The sequence below is a fragment of the Vibrio sp. SNU_ST1 genome, from assembly GCF_030563405.1.
Taxonomy (GTDB): domain Bacteria; phylum Pseudomonadota; class Gammaproteobacteria; order Enterobacterales; family Vibrionaceae; genus Vibrio.
In genome coordinates, this window is sequence record NZ_CP130748.1 from 926,652 (window position 1) to 944,556 (window position 17,905).

At 44.6% G+C, this 17,905-nt stretch carries 14 protein-coding genes; 13 read left to right on the forward strand and 1 reads right to left on the reverse strand.

The annotated features are described in order from the left end of the window. Positions 1-118: 118 nt before the first annotated feature. From Q5H80_RS04215 to purF, 7 genes are all read left to right on the forward strand, one after another. Positions 119-5,284: a FimV/HubP family polar landmark protein gene (locus tag Q5H80_RS04215; protein WP_304568939.1), complete on the forward strand. Its 5,166-nt coding sequence runs from the start codon at positions 119-121 to the stop codon at positions 5,282-5,284. A 195-nt stretch (positions 5,285-5,479) separates the two neighbouring features. Continuing rightward, the gene (gene truA / locus Q5H80_RS04220; protein WP_009848683.1) at positions 5,480-6,274 is read left to right on the forward strand and encodes a tRNA pseudouridine(38-40) synthase TruA; all 795 of its coding nucleotides are present in this window, start codon (positions 5,480-5,482) and stop codon (positions 6,272-6,274) included. Positions 6,275-6,449: 175 nt separating this feature from the next. Then, positions 6,450-7,376 carry an acetyl-CoA carboxylase, carboxyltransferase subunit beta gene (accD, locus tag Q5H80_RS04225; RefSeq protein ID WP_102249273.1) on the forward strand — a complete coding sequence of 309 codons (927 nt, stop codon included), beginning with the start codon at positions 6,450-6,452 and terminating at the stop codon, positions 7,374-7,376. 42 nt (positions 7,377-7,418) lie between these two features. Next, positions 7,419-8,681: a bifunctional tetrahydrofolate synthase/dihydrofolate synthase gene (gene folC / locus Q5H80_RS04230; protein ID WP_304568940.1), complete on the forward strand. Its 1,263-nt coding sequence runs from the start codon at positions 7,419-7,421 to the stop codon at positions 8,679-8,681. Continuing rightward, the gene (locus Q5H80_RS04235) at positions 8,682-9,254 is read left to right on the forward strand and encodes an SPOR domain-containing protein (protein WP_304568941.1); all 573 of its coding nucleotides are present in this window, start codon (positions 8,682-8,684) and stop codon (positions 9,252-9,254) included. A 61-nt stretch (positions 9,255-9,315) separates the two neighbouring features. Continuing rightward, entirely contained in the window at positions 9,316-9,807 is a 492-nt protein-coding gene (locus Q5H80_RS04240; RefSeq protein ID WP_009848678.1) for a CvpA family protein, read from the forward strand. A 33-nt stretch (positions 9,808-9,840) separates the two neighbouring features. Continuing rightward, positions 9,841-11,355 (forward strand): amidophosphoribosyltransferase, encoded by a 1,515-nt coding sequence (gene purF / locus Q5H80_RS04245; RefSeq protein ID WP_269334968.1) that lies wholly within the window; start codon positions 9,841-9,843, stop codon positions 11,353-11,355. Between the two features lie 78 nt (positions 11,356-11,433). On the opposite strand, the gene Q5H80_RS04250 is transcribed toward purF, so the two are convergent. After that, on the reverse strand, positions 11,434-12,309 hold the full coding sequence (locus Q5H80_RS04250; RefSeq protein ID WP_304568942.1) for a LysR family transcriptional regulator: 876 nt from the start codon (positions 12,307-12,309) through the stop codon (positions 11,434-11,436). Between the two features lie 228 nt (positions 12,310-12,537). On the opposite strand from Q5H80_RS04250, the gene Q5H80_RS04255 reads away from it, so the two are divergent. From Q5H80_RS04255 to Q5H80_RS04280, 6 genes are all read left to right on the forward strand, one after another. After that, positions 12,538-13,641, forward strand: a complete 1,104-nt coding sequence (locus Q5H80_RS04255) for a response regulator (protein ID WP_304568943.1) — start codon at positions 12,538-12,540, stop codon at positions 13,639-13,641. Between the two features lie 147 nt (positions 13,642-13,788). Continuing rightward, a complete protein-coding gene (locus Q5H80_RS04260; protein ID WP_004734169.1) occupies positions 13,789-13,926 on the forward strand; it encodes a hypothetical protein in 138 nt (45 codons plus the stop codon). 74 nt (positions 13,927-14,000) lie between these two features. Continuing rightward, positions 14,001-14,372, forward strand: a complete 372-nt coding sequence (locus tag Q5H80_RS04265; protein ID WP_304569373.1) for a YbaN family protein — start codon at positions 14,001-14,003, stop codon at positions 14,370-14,372. A gap of 161 nt (positions 14,373-14,533) precedes the next feature. Then, complete coding sequence (apt, locus tag Q5H80_RS04270; protein ID WP_004734171.1) at positions 14,534-15,079, forward strand: adenine phosphoribosyltransferase; 546 nt, start codon at positions 14,534-14,536, stop codon at positions 15,077-15,079. A gap of 18 nt (positions 15,080-15,097) precedes the next feature. After that, positions 15,098-17,362 carry a DNA polymerase III subunit gamma/tau gene (gene dnaX, locus Q5H80_RS04275; RefSeq protein ID WP_304568944.1) on the forward strand — a complete coding sequence of 755 codons (2,265 nt, stop codon included), beginning with the start codon at positions 15,098-15,100 and terminating at the stop codon, positions 17,360-17,362. 152 nt (positions 17,363-17,514) lie between these two features. Continuing rightward, the gene (locus Q5H80_RS04280) at positions 17,515-17,844 is read left to right on the forward strand and encodes a YbaB/EbfC family nucleoid-associated protein (RefSeq protein WP_009848672.1); all 330 of its coding nucleotides are present in this window, start codon (positions 17,515-17,517) and stop codon (positions 17,842-17,844) included. The last annotated feature ends 61 nt before the right edge of the window (positions 17,845-17,905 follow it).

Consider the following 17,905-nt stretch of genomic DNA (forward strand, 5'->3'; position numbering starts at 1 on the left):
GCGAATATTGTCGCTGCAACACATTTTTTGTTTTCATCTCTATAGCTTTACGTCGTTTATCCGATATATTTAACAGTTCATCAATTTATTTGAATTTAAGCACCTAGCTGAGCCTTTTATGTTTCAATTTTTCAAGCCGTGGTTAATGCCTTTTGCCATTCTCATGGCGACTCAGATTTCCGTTGTTCGTGCAGATTCCATTCGAGTTGTAGGGCCTAATGGCCAGATACAATCAGCGCCTACGTTTTCCGAACCTCTTCAAAGAGCACAATTGAATCGTGTTGGGCCTTCTCGTTTTTATGGCCCAACCCTGGGGTCGGAAACATTGTGGTCAATTGCCTCAAAGTTACGCCCTGATAATTCCGTTTCAGTTCAGCAAACTTTGTTGGCTATTTATCGTTTAAACCCGCAAGCGTTTGAAAACCAGAATATCCACAGCCTGCTGCCTGCCAGTAATTTACGTGTGCCTTCTTTAGAGCAAGCGCGTGCAAGCTCGACGCAGCAAGCCGTTAACATCATGAATGCGCACCTTGCTAAGCTCGATGCTCCTGTGACTAAACCCGCAGTGTCAAAGCCAAAAACAGCGCAAGCGTCAAGCCGCCCTGATGCAAGCTCAAACAATGCTGTTCCTGCAAAGCAAGTAAGCGCTGCAGAAACCGCTAAAAAGCCATTGTCTCCAACTCAATCATCTCCAGCTCAATCGACTCCAACCCGAGAGATGAACAAGCTAGAGAAACAGCTAGAGCTTTCAGAAACTGAGCTATTGTCACTTGAAGAGAAAAACCATCAACTTCGTCTGATGTTGTCGAATGTTCAATTGGAAGTAGATGAGCTAAAAACAGAACTTAGTGATGAAGACCGCATTCGTAGCGAAGTGGAGAAGCTGCTTGATGAAGAGCGTAGAAAGAACGCTGAGATTGCAAAAATGGCTCCAAGTGCCATGGATCAATTGTTATCAAATGGTTGGTTAGTTACTGCTCTTGCGGTTATTCCAGGCCTTCTACTTGGTCTTATCATCGTGATCTTGTTGGGGCGCCGTTCTAAAAATGACGAGCAGCAGCCGACACAAGACCAATCAATTCAGTCAGATGTAAGTAGCGTCGCGCCTGTCGCTTTAGGCGACGAGATGGACGACTTTGATAATGAGTTGTCTTTAGACGATGAACAATTTGGCAATGAAGATGATGCTGATAAGTTATTTGATGACCAAGCATCGCCTGAAGAAGATGTATTTGCAGGTCTAGATGATTCTGATCTCGATTTTAATCTCGATGATGACGATGATGACCCATTTGCGAGTATTGGCGAAAATGGTGATTTAGACACTAACTTCGATGATCTGGAGTTAGACAGCAGCAACGGCATTAGTGTCAATGGCGATGAAAAGGCGCTTGGTCTTGAAGAGATGGAGCGCGCACTCGATAAAACATCAGAAAGCGAACTCGGTTCTGATGAGGCCGACTTTGATCTTTCAGATGATAACTCAATGTCGAATGAAGATATTGAATCGCTACTATCACAGGAATCTGAGACTGAAGATCTAGGCTCTAACGAACTAGACCAATCTCTATTAGACGATCTATTTGCGCTTGATGATGAAGATGATGACGGCTTTGATATTGATGCTTTAATCTCAGAAGAGCAAAGTGATTCGATTTCTAATACCGACACATCAGCAACCGATGATTTTGACATTGATGCGCTTATCTCTGAACAACAGAGCGATACTACACCTGAGGATGTGAGCAACGATGAATTTGATATCGATTCGTTGATCTCGGAGCAGCAGACGTCACAACCTTCGGCTCCTAGTGTAGAAGATGATATTGATGACATCTTCGCTCAGGTTGCGGCTCAGAACGATCAAGTCAATGAGCCTCTAAATCTCGATAATGATGACGAGGTTGCTGAGAATCTAAACAGCGCTTTGGCGTCTGATGATGATATCGATAACATCCTTTCTCAGTTTGATCTGCCAGCCGAAAGTGAAGAAACTCAAGGCAGTGTCGATCTGCTCGATGAGCAATTGACAGGGGATGATGTTGATCTCAGTAATTCAACAGATCTCCTAGATGATATGTTGGAAGATGAATCGGATGATGAGTCCGAGAGTGATCCTCTAGGTTTTGACTCATTATCTGAACTCGAAGAACTCTCAGGCTTGTCGACCGATGATGAGCTAGATATTTCAGAAGACAGTACTGAAACCTTGGATGAGTTGATTGATGATTCTGATGATGACTTTGAACTCGATGCCGAGAGCACAGACCTACTAGATGATTTTCTAGACGATGACGCCAATGATGCTCAACTTACCATCGAAGGTGACGAGACGTTAGATGAACTGCTAGGTAATGATCTATCAGTAGGTGAAACCGATGAACAAGATTCAGAATCCTTAGATCCATTTGATGATCTACTGACAAGTGGTATTGAAGACGAGCTTGAACCTGAAGAGAAGGCGTTTGATAAAGAGTTAGACGAAGCCTTTGGTTTTGACAACGCCAGCGATGAGTCTGAAAAGGATTCAGAGGTCGAGCTTACTCCGTTAACCTCAGAAACACCTGAAGTTGAGCCTGAGCAAGCATCGGACATTAGTGAAACACCACAACCTGAAGTCGTTAGTGATGAATCGTTAGATTCGGAAATGATTCAAGACAGTGCTGACGTTAAGCCAGAAAATGGTGAAGCCTTTAATCGTGATGACTTTATCGATGATTTGTTCGGTGTCGCACCGGCAACAGATGCTTTACTTGATGACTCGCTAGAAACAACAGACGAAGCATTGATTGATGAGTTAATGACTTCTGATGACAATGATTTATTGCCAGCGACAGAAGAGCCTATTGAGTCATTAATTGAAAATACGGTTGAACCAGAGCAAGCGTCTCTTTCAGACAGCAACGAAGTGTCAGCGGAAGAAATAGTATCAGCGGAAGAAACCGCATCATCGGTTGAAGATGATGAACTGGATATTGACTCACTGCTCTCTGAAAATTCTGATTTTGACAAACCAGTTTTTGAAGAGCGAGTTCAAGAAGAAACTGTACAACAAGAAGCAGAACCAGAGCCGAAAGAAGCCGACGTCCAAGAACAGCGTGAAGACATCGCTGCTAGTTTCGAAGAGCAAGTATCGCCATCGTCTTTAAATGATGTCTCTGAAGATGATGAAGAGACGGTTGAAGACTGGTTAGCCGAAGCCATAGACGATGTAGAGTCGCCTGCGAACGTTGCCTCTGATTTTGACTTTGAACCGAAAATCCAAGGTAGCGATCAGTTTGAAGATATCGTTGAATCCTTGCCAGAGCCAGAGCCAGAGCCAGAGCCAGAGCCAGAGCCAGAGCCAGAGCCAGAGCCAGAGCCAGAGCCAGTTCGTGCTGCACATATGCCAGAGATCGTTCCAAATGAATTCGGTGTGCCAGAAGACGATGATTGGCTGATTGAAGATGACACGGCTCAACAAGAAACATTGGCACAAGTTGATGAAGTAGCGGAAGAGCCTGTGGTTCCTGCTGTTGAGTCTCAGTTAGATACTGAACCTCAGTTAGACCATGAACCACAAGTTGAAGCTGCACAACAAGTTGAAACCGAACCTCAAGTAGAAGCAACGGAACAAGCTGAAGCGGTAGAGCAAGAAGGCGAAGACGAGTTCTCGTTTGATGACTTCGAACTTCCTGAGTTTAATGAAGAAGACGCATTGGCAGAAGCTGATGTTGAAGTAATACCAGAACCAGTTGGTCCTACTGTTGATTCTCAACTAGACACTGAAACTCAAGCAGAATCGGCACCGCAAGCTGAAGTTCTAGAACAAGAAGGCGAAGAAGAGTTCTCGTTTGATGACTTTGAGCTTCCAGAGTTTGGTGAAGAAGATGCACTAGCGGAAACGGATGCTGAAGTAACATCAGAACCAGTATTGCCTGCTGTTGAGCCTCAGTTTGACACTGAATCAGAATCAACATCTGAGCCACAAGCCGAAGTCGAGTCTCAAGCTGAAACGGCATCTCAAGTTGAAGCTCCGAAACAAGCTGACGCTCTAGGGCAAGAAGGCGAAGATGAGTTCTCGTTTGATGATTTAGAGCTTCCAGAGTTTGGCGAAGAAGAAGCGTTGGCGGAAGTGGTTAGCGAACCGGACGAAGCGCAGTTAGAGCAAGATCTTGCGCCTGAGTCCGAAAAGTTTGAGTTCGATGACCTTGACCTGCCTGAATACGATGAAGAGAGCGCAAAAGCCGACTCTGTCTTAGATGACATCGAACAAAGCAGTGCTGAGCCTGTAGCGGAAGAGCAAGGCGTAGAGCTCGATGAGTTGGATTTGCCGGAATACGGTGAAGACGAAGCCATCTCCGATGCGTTTGCTGAGAAACCAACGCCACTGACTTCTTTCAGCCCACAGGGTGAAGAACAAGATGCGCTGCATGACTTATTTTCAAACCCGCAGAGTTTTAGTCATGGTGATGATTTCTCGGATACAGAAGGTTTCTCTGACGCAGAAGGCTTCTCTGGTGCAGAAGAGTCTGATTTGGCTAGTTTCACACAACCTGACGAATCACCCGATTCGACGTCAGGATTAAACTCAGCACGATCAGAATTAAGTCCAGCACCTTCTGACTTAAGCTCAGTGCCTACAATAGTTCAAGACGGTCTGTTAGAAGGTTTTGAGGATTTTGATGAGACAGCATTGGCTGAATTACTTTCTGAAGATGTTCAAGACTCTGTCGACAGTATGTTCGACAAGCCACTGGATGCTACATCGATTGATAGTGCCGGGCTCGATATTGACGCCATGCTTGAGGTTGGCGGCGAAGACTGGAAAGGCTTCAACCTAGCTCCTGAGCAGAAATCGAGCATGCATAATGATGTGCCTGATGATCAACAGGAGATTTGGGCGTCGGCAGATCAACAAGCTGAACCAAAAATCAAACAAGAGAATTGGGCTCAACAAGACAACCTAACCGAGTCAGACAAAGGTCGTGATAAGCAATACATGACGATTGATGAGCTGATGGCTCAAGTTGAGCAAGAAGGCGAAGACGCGATTAGTCCAGATGACGAAGAGTTGAAGCTAGATGTGGGCCTAAATGAATTCCCAGACGTTATCGGTGACATTGGTAATTATGATGTCGACAGCAACGCAGAAGCCGCTGGTAAGCTCGATTTGGCTAAAATCTACATCGAGATGAGTGACTCGCAAGGTGCAATTAAGCTTCTAGAAGAGGCTATCGTTGACGGCAGTGATGATATTCGTCGAGAGGCAAAGAATCTTATCGATACGTTAAACGGTCGATAAACTCAAAAAATTATAAAGGGTAGCGTTGGCTACCCTCTATTTTAGGGCGATACAGTTAGCGTCTATTTTTATTTGGCTTGCTAAAACCACCGTCTAGGCGGTAGTGAATGTTTATTGAAGTTTTAGCCCCATCCTATTTGGGCTAGCACTCATTTCCGTATATACTTCTCGCCCATTTTCAAAGAGAACAAGAACATGAAAATTGCTTTAGGTATTGAATATAACGGTACCCACTACTTTGGTTGGCAGCGCCAACGAGACGTGAAAAGTGTCCAAGAAGAATTGGAAAAGGCTCTTTCAGTTGTCGCGAATCACCCTGTAGAAGTTATGTGTGCTGGTCGCACAGATGCCGGTGTTCACGGTACGGGACAAGTCGTTCACTTTGAAACTAATGTCGATCGCAAAATGGTTGCGTGGACAATGGGCGCAAATGCCAACATGCCAAAGGATATTGCCGTTCGTTGGGCAACGGAAGTGAATGAGGATTTTCATGCTCGTTTTTCTGCAACAGCACGCCGTTATCGCTACATTATCTTTAACCATGCTTTACGTCCTGGCATTTTGAATTCAGGTGTGAGCCATTACCATGGTCACCTTGATGAGAAAAAGATGCATGAAGCGGGTCAGTACTTACTTGGTGAGAATGACTTTACTTCGTTCAGGGCAACACATTGTCAATCTCGTAGCCCATGGAGAAACATGATTCACTTAAACGTGACTCGGCATGGGCATTACATAGTGATCGATATTAAAGCGAATGCGTTTGTTCACCATATGGTGAGGAATATTACTGGTAGCCTAATTGCGGTAGGTAAAGGTGATCAAAAACCAGAGTGGATTCAGTGGCTTTTAGAGGCTAAAGACCGAAAAGTGGCAGGCGCGACAGCGAAAGCGGAAGGCTTATACCTAGTAGATGTTGATTATCCTGAACATTTTGGACTACCTAGAGAGCCTATTGGTCCTCTATTTTTGCCGGATAATTTGAACTAAATGTGAGACTTAGGTTCAAAAAATATTACGGTTTCGTGCGTAAAATAGTCACGGAAAATAGGTACAACCAGTTTTTTATCTACAGTCGCTGTTTTATGTGCTTTAATTCCCGGCATAATTCCCAAATTTATTTCTTTCGCAATCAAGCGGAGGAATCGAAACAAAAAGGTCTTCCATGAGTTGGCTTGAAAAGATTTTAGAAAAAAGCAACATCGTAACATCTCGTAAAGCGTCAATCCCTGAGGGTGTTTGGACTAAATGTACTTCTTGTGAGCAGGTTCTTTACCATGCTGAACTAGAGCGTAACCTAGAAGTATGTCCAAAATGTGACCATCACATGCGTATGAAAGCACGTCGCCGTCTGGATACATTCCTAGACAAAGGTGATCGTGTTGAACTAGGTACTGATCTTGAGCCACAAGACAAGCTGAAGTTTAAAGATTCTAAGCGTTACAAAGAACGTATCTCTGTTGCTCAAAAGAACAGTGGTGAAACAGACGCATTAGTTGCAATGAAAGGCGAACTGCTTGGTTTACCTATCGTCGCGTGTGCGTTTGAGTTCTCATTTATGGGCGGCTCAATGGGTTCTGTTGTTGGTGCTCGTTTTGTGAAAGCGGTAGATGCTGCTATTGAGAACAACTGTGGTTTAGTTTGTTTCTCTGCAAGTGGTGGTGCTCGTATGCAAGAGGCATTGATGTCTCTCATGCAAATGGCAAAAACCAGTGCTGCACTAGAGCGTTTATCTGCGAAAGGCCTTCCGTTTGTTTCAGTCATGACTGATCCAACAATGGGTGGCGTTTCTGCAAGTTTAGCAATGCTTGGCGATATCAATATTGGTGAACCAAAAGCGCTTATCGGTTTTGCTGGACGTCGTGTAATCGAACAAACGGTACGTGAAGACCTTCCTGAAGGTTTCCAACGCAGCGAGTTCCTGCTAGACCACGGTGCTATCGACATGATCGTTGACCGTCGTGAGATGCGTCAGCGCGTAGCTAGCCTTGTTGCTAAAATGACCAATCAGCCTTCACCATTAGTAGTTTCTGTGAACGATTCACCGAATGAAGCTGCTTATGAAGTACCAGAAGCGCCAGAAAAAGGGTAAAGTACCTTCTAACAAACCTACTTAATTATGGTTATGAGTTAGATGAGTCAACAACCTATTCCTCAAGCCACATCCTCTTTGGAGATGTGGCTTGATTATTTATCAAACATCCACACAAGCGCTATTGATCTTGGTTTAGACCGAGTTCAAGCGGTCGCCTCTAAGGCAAACCTCACCAAACCTGCTCAACATGTTATTACTGTTGCTGGAACCAACGGCAAGGGCTCAACATGTGCACTCATGGAAGCTATTCTATTGGATGCTGGTTACTCTGTTGGTGTCTACAGCTCCCCTCACTTAATTCGCTATAACGAACGTGTTCGTATCAATGGCAAAGATCTGTCTGATCAAAAGATGGTTCAGTCTTTCGATTTCATTGAGAAAGAACGTGGTGAAATCAGCCTTAGCTTTTTTGAATATGGCACTTTAGCAGCGTTACGTGCTTTTCAAACCGACGCGGTTGATGTTGTATTGTTAGAAGTGGGTCTAGGCGGACGTTTAGACGCGACCAATATCGTTGAGCATGACGTTTCTGTGATTACTAGTTTGGCTGTCGACCATGTTGACTGGCTAGGTGATGACATAAATGTGATCGGTTTTGAGAAAGCGGGCATTTATCGTAGCGGTAAACCAGCTATCTGTGGTCAACCCAAGCCACCAGCTACGGTTGCGGCACACGCTGATGATATTAACGCTGAGTTCTACCAAGTAGGGATTCAATACACCTATGATGTAGATGGTGATACTTGGAACTGGCGCAGTGGTGCATTCCAATTAGAATCGCTACCTATCCCAAGCTTACCGCTGCCGAACGCAGCCACCGCACTGATGGCATTAGGTACTTCAGAACTAAGCATTAGTGATGTGAACGTTGTTAACGGCATGAAGAATGCGCAGCTTCCTGGGCGTATGCAGCAAATTAGCGAACAACCAGTGATTGTGCTTGATGTAGCACACAATCCGCATTCTGCTGAGTACTTTGCGCAGCAAGTCGCGAAGAAGTATGCAGGCAAAAATTTACACGTTGTAGTCGCCATGCTTCATGACAAAGATATCCCCGCGACATTGGAAGTATTAGCACCAATAACAACACATTGGTACCCAGCTTCGCTGAACGGCCCACGAGCCGCAACAGCCGCTGAATTGTGTCAAAGCTTACCTGAAGGTGTAGAGCAGTATTCAAACCCTGTTGTAGCGTTTGAAGCGGCTTTAGCTTCTGTTATAGATGACGATGTTGTGTTGGTTGTCGGTTCTTTCCATACCGTGGGTGAAGTGTTGGAGCATTGGCAGAAAAAAGGAAACTAAATGGCAAGTAAATTCCAAAGCCGATTAGTCGGTACCATCATTTTAGTGGCCATTGGCGTGATTGTATTACCCGATGTGCTAGATGGTAAGAAGCTCCACTATAAAGAAGAGTTTGCAAGCATTCCGATTAAGCCTGAGCTTGATAGTAATGTTGAAGTGTTTGAAGTACTCGATCCTGTTGAAGATCAGATAGCGCTACCGGACTCTCCGGTTGAGCGAGTGGTTGAAAGCGGTGTTGATGATAATTCAGGTTCGCAAACGGCGTCGGGTTCTGAAAAAGAAGCAGACAAAGTGGCAGTGGTGGTTAAGCCGGTACCAGAAAAAAATGAATACCAAGATAGTGCTTGGATCATTCAATTGATGGCTTTAAAGAATGCTGACAATGCAAAAAACGTTGTTAAGGATTTACAGAAGCGTGGTTACCAAGCTCACACCAAGCAAGAAAAAACTTTTACGCGAGTAATTATTGGCCCGGATGTGTCTAAATCCAAACTTGAGCGACAAATTAAGGAATTAGAAAAAATTACGGGTTCAAAAGGCCAGTTGCTCAAATTTAAACCGTTAAATCCATAAGAAAACGTTTGCGTCAGCATTTTTTCTGTTAAAATGCGCGCCAACTTAAGATGAAGAATTCATGAATTGGTTAGATTTTGTCATTTTAGGCGTGATCGGCTTCTCTGCCGTGATCAGTTTAGTTCGCGGTTTCGCTAAAGAAGCGTTGTCACTTGTTATTTGGTTTGGAGCATTTTTTATTGCTAGCCAGTACTATGCTAAATTAGCCATGTACTTCACCAATATCGAAGATGAGATGTTTCGAAACGGAACTGCGATAGCAGCATTGTTTGTTGCAACGTTAGTTGTTGGTGCCTTAGTTAACTATGTCATCGGTCAACTAGTTCAGAAAACAGGCCTGTCGGGTACAGACAGAATCCTCGGTGTCGTCTTTGGCGGTCTACGTGGTGTTTTGATTGTTTCGGCTGTGTTGTTTTTCATGGATGCGTTTACTGCATTCCCAAGTTCTGAGTGGTGGAAGAATTCGCAATTGGTTCCGGAGTTTAGCCGAATCATTGCGCCGTTCTTCGAGCATTTACAAGCAACATCTAGTTTCTTATCTGGCGCGCTTTAGCGCCAGTTAATGTCGAAAATCGAGGATTAGGACATGTGTGGTATTGTTGGAATCGTGGGTTCAACACCTGTAAACCAGTCTATTTATGACGCTTTAACGGTATTGCAGCATCGTGGCCAAGATGCCGCTGGTATTTGTACCATAGAAAGCAATCGTTTCCGTCTGCGTAAGGCGAACGGTTTAGTTAAAGATGTTTTTGAAGCAAAACACATGCAGCGCCTTCAAGGTAACGTGGGTATTGGTCATGTTCGTTATCCTACAGCGGGAAGTTCGAGTGCTTCTGAAGCTCAACCTTTCTACGTAAACTCTCCATTTGGCATCACGTTGGCGCACAACGGTAACCTAACGAATGCAAGTGAAGTTCGTGAGAAGTTGTTCGAAAAAGACCGCCGTCATGTCAACACAACCTCTGACTCTGAAGTTCTACTGAACGTATTAGCTCATGAGATCGATACCGTTAAAGGTAATGTGACTTCAGATGATGTTTTCCGCGCAGTTGCAAACGTGCACCGTACTATTCGTGGTGCTTACGCAGTGACAGCGATGATCATCGGCCATGGCATGATCGCATTCCGTGACCCACATGGTATTCGCCCATTATGTCTTGGTAAGCGTGAAATTAACGGTAAAACAGAGTATATGGTCGCGTCTGAATCGGTAGCGTTAGACGCTGTTGGTTTTGATTTTATGCGCGATGTTGCCCCTGGTGAAGCTATTTACGCAACATTCGATGGTGAGCTATTCACTAAACAATGCGCAGATAACCCTCAGTTAAACCCATGTATCTTTGAGTTTGTTTATTTTGCTCGTCCTGATTCATTCATCGACAAAATTTCGGTTTACAGCGCGCGCGTTGAGATGGGTGAGATGTTAGGTAAGCGTATTAAAGAAGAGTACGCAGACCTAGACATTGACGTGGTAATTCCAATTCCTGAAACGTCGAACGATATTGCGCTACGAATTGCTCAAGCGATTGACAAACCATATCGTCAAGGTTTTGTGAAGAATCGCTACGTTGGTCGTACGTTTATCATGCCTGGTCAGCAACAGCGTAAGAAGTCGGTTCGCCGTAAACTCAACGCGATTCGTTCTGAGTTTAAAGGTAAGAACGTTCTACTGGTTGATGACTCTATCGTTCGCGGTACAACATCAGAGCAGATCATTGAGATGGCTCGTGATTCTGGTGCAAACAAAGTATTCATGGTTTCTGCCGCTCCGGAGGTTCGCTTCCCGAACGTTTACGGCATTGATATGCCGAGCGCGACTGAGTTAATTGCTCATGGTCGTGATAACGAAACGATTTGTAAGCAGATTGGTGCAGACGCGTTGATCTTCCAAACGTTACCAGACTTAATCTCTGCAGTGGGTATGGGTAATCAAGACATCTCTCGTTTTGATACATCCGTATTCAACGGTGAGTATGTAACGGGCGATATCGACCAAGCGTACCTAGATTTCCTAGATTCTTTACGTAATGACGATTCAAAGATTGAGCGTGAGATCCAACAAGATTTGGCTAACTTAGAGCTACATAACGAAGGCGCTTAGCGTACTCATAATAATGAGTAATAAAAAACCAGAGCATCGACTCTGGTTTTTTTTGTTTGCTGAGAAAGGGATTGAATCTTAGTGAATGTGGTATGCGATCACAAAATCGATAAACAATCTAACTTTCTCTGGCAGGTGGTCTTTGTGGTTATAAAGCATGTAAATATCTCGAGGGTTAGCACTCCAGTCCTCTAAAACTTGGACAAAGCTGCCATCTTCAATGTATTCGCGGATCATGACGTCAGGCATTAGGGTGATACCTAGGCCTTCAGCACAGGCCTGCTTTACTACATTGAGCGCATTCGCGTTGAATCGGCCTTGCTCGCTATTCACTACCGTCTCTTCATTGGAATTACTTAGTTGCCACTTAATCAGCGGGTAGCCTTTGAGTAGCGAGTGGTTTGCTAACTCTTCAGCATGGCTTGGTGCCGGGTTCTTCGCTAAGTAGTCAGGGCTTGCGATAAGAATGTCTTTTACTTCACTGATCTTTCTTGCGATTAGGCTTGAATCACGTTGTGGGCCGACTCTGAAAATTACGTCCCACTCAGTTGGATCAAGCTGATCGGCTTGGTTGTTCATCATCAGCTCAATATTAATATCAGGGTATTGAGTCATAAAGTCGCTGAACATTGGCATCATCATGCGTTGGGTCAGGTTTGAGGGTGCCGTAATACGAATTTTACCGGAAGCACCTTTGCACTCGTCAGTTAGCTCTTCTGCAGTAGAAGAGAGACGTTGCAGTAAAGGAGAGCATTCGTTGAAGAAACGTTCGCCTGCCTCTGTTAAAGAGAGTTTACGCGCGTGTCTATTGAGAAGTCTTAGGTTTAGTGAATCTTCTAAGGCTTGGATGCGTCGTGTAATGGTCGCAACCGGAATCATAGTCTTGCGTGATGTTGCGGTGTAGCTCCCATTTTCAACGACAAGTCGAAAGAGGTTTAAATCATCTAATTTCATAAATCCAGACACATTTGTTTACAATCTCATCTAATTTATACGTAATAGTGAGATCAATGTTTGCGTTACGTCAATTCGTTGCACTATTTACCAGTATTCCAACCCTTGTCACGAATTTCCAGTAAAGAGTACGTATTTGTGTATTTAGCAATTTGTTACTAAGTTTTATATTAGTTCTTGGAACAGATAACAATAATAATTCGACTTAGTTTTGTGAGGTTAGAGATTATGTACAAAACTCACAGTCAGCCAGTTATGACCTCGGCTCAGGAAGCTCTCAATCAAAAATGCATTATGTTGGTTGATGATGATCCTATTTTTCGCCGGATAACCAGCGCGTATTTAGACAAGATTGGTTATAAAGTGGTTGAGGCTGAAAATGGGCTGGACGCTCTGCAAAAGCTTAGAGATTCTGCGCCAGATTTAATTGTGTGTGACTTATCAATGCCAATTCTGGATGGCATCGAGCTTGTAGAAGAGCTCAGTTTAGAGTATCCGTCACTGCCTATGATTGTTGTGTCTGGTACGGATGATATGTCAGATGTGGCGAAAGCATTACGATTTGGTATCAAAGACTTTTTAGTCAAACCTCTGGAGGATCACGGTCATTTAGGCAGTGCGATTGCGAATACATTAACCGATTCGTTCGATAACATTTCAGACCTACGAGATTTTTCAAGCCAATGGTTCTGCGTTGATGACGGAGGAGAGATCCCTGAAGACCAAGAACTGCATTGGCACCTAAATCACTTGCAAGATAACCCTAGTGCGGCAAGAGACTTATTGCACGCGCTGCTTCCTGAGAAAGACACGCGACAAGGCTCATGGCGTTGTAGTTACCGCTTACTACAATCAACAGAGATGATGCCACTTGTGTTTGATTATGCGTGGATGATGAATGGGCAGTTTGCTTTCTACCTCGTCGATTCGTCATCTTCTGATAACGGTGGCTCAGCGACCACATTGTTGGTAAGAGCGTTATTCCACGATTACATAAGAAATCGAAAAGATTTTAACGTTGATCTCAAAGATATTGCGGAGATTTTGGAGAAGGGGCTTCGTTGCTCTAAATGTTCAACCCCAGTTAATGCTTTGTTTGGTGTTGCTGACCTTGCTGTGGGAACTATCTCTATTTTACCTGCGGGTCTAGATGGACAATGGTCGAATGGCGAGTTGAATCAACATATTGCGGCGGGCGAGCGCTTGGGTGAGAACTGTAAGAAGAACTTCATTACACGGGATCTTCCGATTGAACAAGGCGGCCAGTTATCATTGAGCCTGCTTGGATCGGCCAGTTTTAGTTTAGACATACACCAAGGGTCCACCGATTAACCCTATATTTCCTCGGTTTTTGTGAATAATTGATTAAGGTATAGTTGCGCAAATGGTGTGGCTATGCTTTTTTGTTAAATGTCGATTTAGCAAAGCGGGTTTGGTTCGCCAGACACTTACCTTTACTAACAAAAACAAGAAGCAATCATGGCAGATAACAAAGACTTTCAAGACCCGTTTAATGTATTCTATTTTTTAGGATTTTTAGCCGCATTTTTAGCGATTCCATTACTACCAGCAACCCTTACGTTGATCCGAGTATTCAATGGTTACGCAACATTCTAGTTAAGCTACCATCGCCGATTGGTGATAGCTAACTCAAGGAGGCCACAATTAGCGTTCGAGTTTTAAGCCTCAATATTGCTGGTGGCCTTTGTATAATTCTTGCAGTTCTAGGGATTGTTTTACCCGTTCTGCCAACAACTCCTTTTCTCCTTCTTGCCAGTGCATGTTTCATGCGAAGCAACCCCAAGGTACATAAATGGATGCATGAGCATAAAAAGCTCGGTCCCTTATTGAACAATTGGTATCAACACGGTGCCGTTACCAAGCAAGTTAAAACGCGTGGCGTGTTCTTTATCTTGCTGAGTTTTGCGTTATCGATCTACTTTGCCCCGATCATTTGGGTCAAGGTTTTCCTAATTTGTGTACTTGTTATTCTTCTCACATGGTTTATGCGACTTCCAACCCATGAGTTAGTTGCTGACAGCAAAGAAAATCACTACCATTAAGCCAGTGTGCCTGCTTGTGTAGCGGGCGTTTATTATTTCAGCAATTCGAGTTATGACTCTCGTTGCAAAGAATACCAATCGTACCTTTCCTTAATTCCGAGCGTTGATGTTTGATTCGTTAACGAGAGTTTGGAAAGCGGCCTAATGAAGTGCATAAGATTATGAACACAGAAAAAATCTCTCTGATCAAAGCAAGCATCAAAAGCATTCCTGATTACCCTAAAGCGGGTATTTTGTTCCGTGACGTAACAAGCTTGATGGAAGATCCTGCCGCTTACAAAGCGACAATCGATCTGTTGGTAGACACATACAAGGGCATGGGCTTTACTAAGATCGTTGGTACTGAAGCTCGTGGTTTCCTATTTGGTGCGCCTCTTGCTCTTGAGTTAGGTGTCGGCTTTATCCCTGTTCGTAAGCCGGGCAAGTTGCCTCGTCAAACTGTGGCACAATCTTATGAGCTTGAGTACGGCACTGATACGCTAGAAATTCATACCGATGCTATCGTTGAAGGCGATAAAGTGCTGATGGTTGATGACTTGTTAGCAACAGGCGGTACGATTGAAGCGACAACGAAGCTGATTCGTCAGCTTGGTGGTGTGGTAGAACACGCTGCATTTGTTATTAACCTTCCAGAAATCGGTGGTGACAAGCGCTTACAAGGCTTAGGTCTAGAAGTGTTTAGCATCTGCGAATTCGACGGTCACTAATCCTTTTCGGAATTATTCATGAGCTATCTTGCGTTAGCGCGAAAATGGCGACCAACCAAATTCAAAGAAGTGGTTGGTCAAGCCCATGTTTTAACAGCATTAGAGAATGCCCTTAGCCAAAATAGGTTGCATCACGCTTACCTATTCAGCGGTACACGAGGTGTCGGTAAAACGACCATCGGCCGTTTGTTTGCTAAGGGTCTCAACTGTGAAACAGGCATTACCTCAACCCCTTGTGGTGAATGTGCAACCTGTAAAGAGATCGATGAAGGTCGTTTTGTTGACCTACTTGAGATTGATGCGGCATCACGCACAAAAGTAGAGGATACCCGCGAGCTTCTGGACAATGTTCAGTACAAGCCTGCACGTGGTCGCTTCAAGGTTTACCTAATCGATGAAGTACACATGCTGTCTAGGCACAGTTTTAATGCGCTTCTAAAGACCTTAGAAGAGCCGCCTGAGTATGTGAAGTTCTTGCTTGCAACAACGGATCCACAGAAGCTTCCAGTGACTATCTTGTCGCGTTGTTTGCAGTTCCACCTTAAGCCGATCAGCGTCGATAATATCCACGAGCAGCTCGATCATATTCTTGAACAAGAAAATGTGACGTCTGAATCTCGTGCGCTTGGGATGATTGCTCATGCTGCTGATGGCAGTATGCGTGATGCGCTAAGCCTGAGTGACCAAGCTATCGCATTAGGTAACGGTAATGTCTTAACAGACACTGTTGCTCATATGCTTGGAACGCTGGATACAGACCAAGCGATTCATCTACTTGAAGCCATTAGCAGTAAACAGCCTCAGCAAGCGATGGCTTGTATTCAAGCTCTTGCTGAAAATGGCGTTGAGTGGGATGGATTGCTGAGTCAACTTGCGACTCAATTACACCGTTTGGCGATGTATCAAGCTCTGCCGTCTACTTTAGACAAGGCCCAGCCTGATGCTGAAAGGCTGGAACTGCTGAGCAAAACGTTAAGCCCTCAAGACATCCAACTCTACTACCAGATAGTGCTAAAAGGTCGTCAAGACTTGCCATTATCGCCAACCGCTCGTGTTGGTATTGAGATGGTGGTTCTGCGTATGTTGGCATTTAGGCCTGCTGAGCAAACTGTTGCTACGGCAATCTCGACTCAGTCGACAAGCCCCGCGCCTGCAGCTCAGAATCCGGTTCAGAACCAGGTTCAGAGTGTTGCTCAGCCAGTAAGTCAAGCTACGCCAGCTCCGAGACAGCCTGCTCAGGTGCAACAGCCAGTTCCGATGCAACAACAGGCGCCTCAGCAGCAAGCTATACCGCAACAGTCGGCACAACAACAACCGCCGCAGGATCAGAGCCAATATTCAGATTCTCAAGGTTACGTTGATCACACAGGCAACCAAGGTTATCCAGAACAGGATTACCCGCACAGCCAGTATGATGTACCACCTGCTTATGATGAGCGTCCAAGCTACGGTGCAGATCAGCCTCAGCAGCAACAAACGAATTATCAGAGCCAGAGTCCGGTTCAACAGCCAAGCGCTGCGCCTTCTGCTCCTCCTGTTTCGCAAGAGCAACCAGCGCGTGCAACTTCGCCGGTGAGTGGTTTACGCCACCAATTGCGCTCTCAACGCAGAGGCAGCGCGGCAACAGATAACAAAGGCTCAACGCCAAAAAAGGCTAAAGCGACACCAGCTAAAACTTCAGTTCTTGACCGAGTTGCTCAGCAACACGGTGGTTCTGAGCGGGTGTCGCCAGCTTCTTTATCAGCCTCTTCTACTGAAAAGGTAACCAATGATAATGAACCTTATCGCTGGAAACCGTCTAAACCTGTAGTGAAAGAGGTGAGCAAAGAGCTTACACCTACTCAGATCAAGCGTGCGTTAGAGCATATTAAGACACCAGAAATGGTCGATAAATTGCTTCAAGAGTCGATTGCTCAAGATGAATGGTCCGCCACGATTCAAAAGCTAGAGACAGCCAAGCTTGTTGAACAGTTAGCATTGAACTCAGTGTTTGCTAAAAACGACACATCAATCACTTTAACGTTAAGAGCGAGCCAAGCTCACTTGAATACGGATCGCGCACAGAGCGAACTATTACAGTCGCTCAATACCGTGTTAGGAGAAGAGTGTCATTTGAGTGTTGAAATCGGCGATGGTGGAGAAACGCCACTAGAACTGCGAGAAAGATTGTATCAAGGTAAGTTGAAAGATGCGTTTACCGCTTTAGAAAACGATGCCAACGTACAGTTCATTGAAAGACGTTTTGCAGCTGAACTCGACAGAGACAGCGTTCGTCCTATCTAGAACTTTTTCACGTTTAGTGACCGGCGTATCATCCCAGATAAGCAAATCTGAGAACTGAACACCGAGGGGTTGAATCACACTGTTTTAACCCCCATTTAAGCACGTATAGCTTAATTAATTTTAATAAACCAATTAGACCAGAGAGTATTAACATGTTTGGTAAAGGCGGTATGGGCAACATGATGAAGCAAGCCCAGCAAATGCAAGAGCGCATGCAAAAGCTTCAAGAAGAAATCGCAAATATGGAAGTTACAGGTGAGTCAGGTGCTGGCCTTGTAAAAGTAACGATCACTGGTAGCCACAGCGTTCGCCGTGTTGATATCGATGAAAGCCTAATGGAAGACGATAAAGAGATGCTTGAAGATCTTATCGCTGCTGCTTTCAACGATGCGGCTCGTCGCGTTGAAGAAACTCAAAAAGAGAAAATGGCTGGCGTAACTGGCGGAATGCAACTTCCACCAGGTATGAAGATGCCTTTCTAAGTAACTTATTCTTAAAGGTTAATTCTCGTAGTAGCTTGTGTTGAACTGGCCATTACTTGAA

What these genes read in the sequence shown, in the direction of transcription:
- folC (WP_304568940.1), top strand. Translation starts at nt 7,419, where the DNA reads ATGAGTCAACAACCTATTCCTCAAGCCACATCCTCTTTGGAGATGTGG.
- Q5H80_RS04235 (WP_304568941.1), top strand. Translation starts at nt 8,682, where the DNA reads ATGGCAAGTAAATTCCAAAGCCGATTAGTCGGTACCATCATTTTAGTG.
- Q5H80_RS04250 (WP_304568942.1), bottom strand. Translation starts at nt 12,309, where the DNA reads ATGAAATTAGATGATTTAAACCTCTTTCGACTTGTCGTTGAAAATGGG.
- purF (WP_269334968.1), top strand. Translation starts at nt 9,841, where the DNA reads ATGTGTGGTATTGTTGGAATCGTGGGTTCAACACCTGTAAACCAGTCT.
- truA (WP_009848683.1), top strand. Translation starts at nt 5,480, where the DNA reads ATGAAAATTGCTTTAGGTATTGAATATAACGGTACCCACTACTTTGGT.
- Q5H80_RS04215 (WP_304568939.1), top strand. Translation starts at nt 119, where the DNA reads ATGTTTCAATTTTTCAAGCCGTGGTTAATGCCTTTTGCCATTCTCATG.
- Q5H80_RS04240 (WP_009848678.1), top strand. Translation starts at nt 9,316, where the DNA reads ATGAATTGGTTAGATTTTGTCATTTTAGGCGTGATCGGCTTCTCTGCC.
- Q5H80_RS04260 (WP_004734169.1), top strand. Translation starts at nt 13,789, where the DNA reads ATGGCAGATAACAAAGACTTTCAAGACCCGTTTAATGTATTCTATTTT.
- apt (WP_004734171.1), top strand. Translation starts at nt 14,534, where the DNA reads ATGAACACAGAAAAAATCTCTCTGATCAAAGCAAGCATCAAAAGCATT.
- accD (WP_102249273.1), top strand. Translation starts at nt 6,450, where the DNA reads ATGAGTTGGCTTGAAAAGATTTTAGAAAAAAGCAACATCGTAACATCT.
- Q5H80_RS04280 (WP_009848672.1), top strand. Translation starts at nt 17,515, where the DNA reads ATGTTTGGTAAAGGCGGTATGGGCAACATGATGAAGCAAGCCCAGCAA.
- Q5H80_RS04255 (WP_304568943.1), top strand. Translation starts at nt 12,538, where the DNA reads ATGTACAAAACTCACAGTCAGCCAGTTATGACCTCGGCTCAGGAAGCT.
- dnaX (WP_304568944.1), top strand. Translation starts at nt 15,098, where the DNA reads ATGAGCTATCTTGCGTTAGCGCGAAAATGGCGACCAACCAAATTCAAA.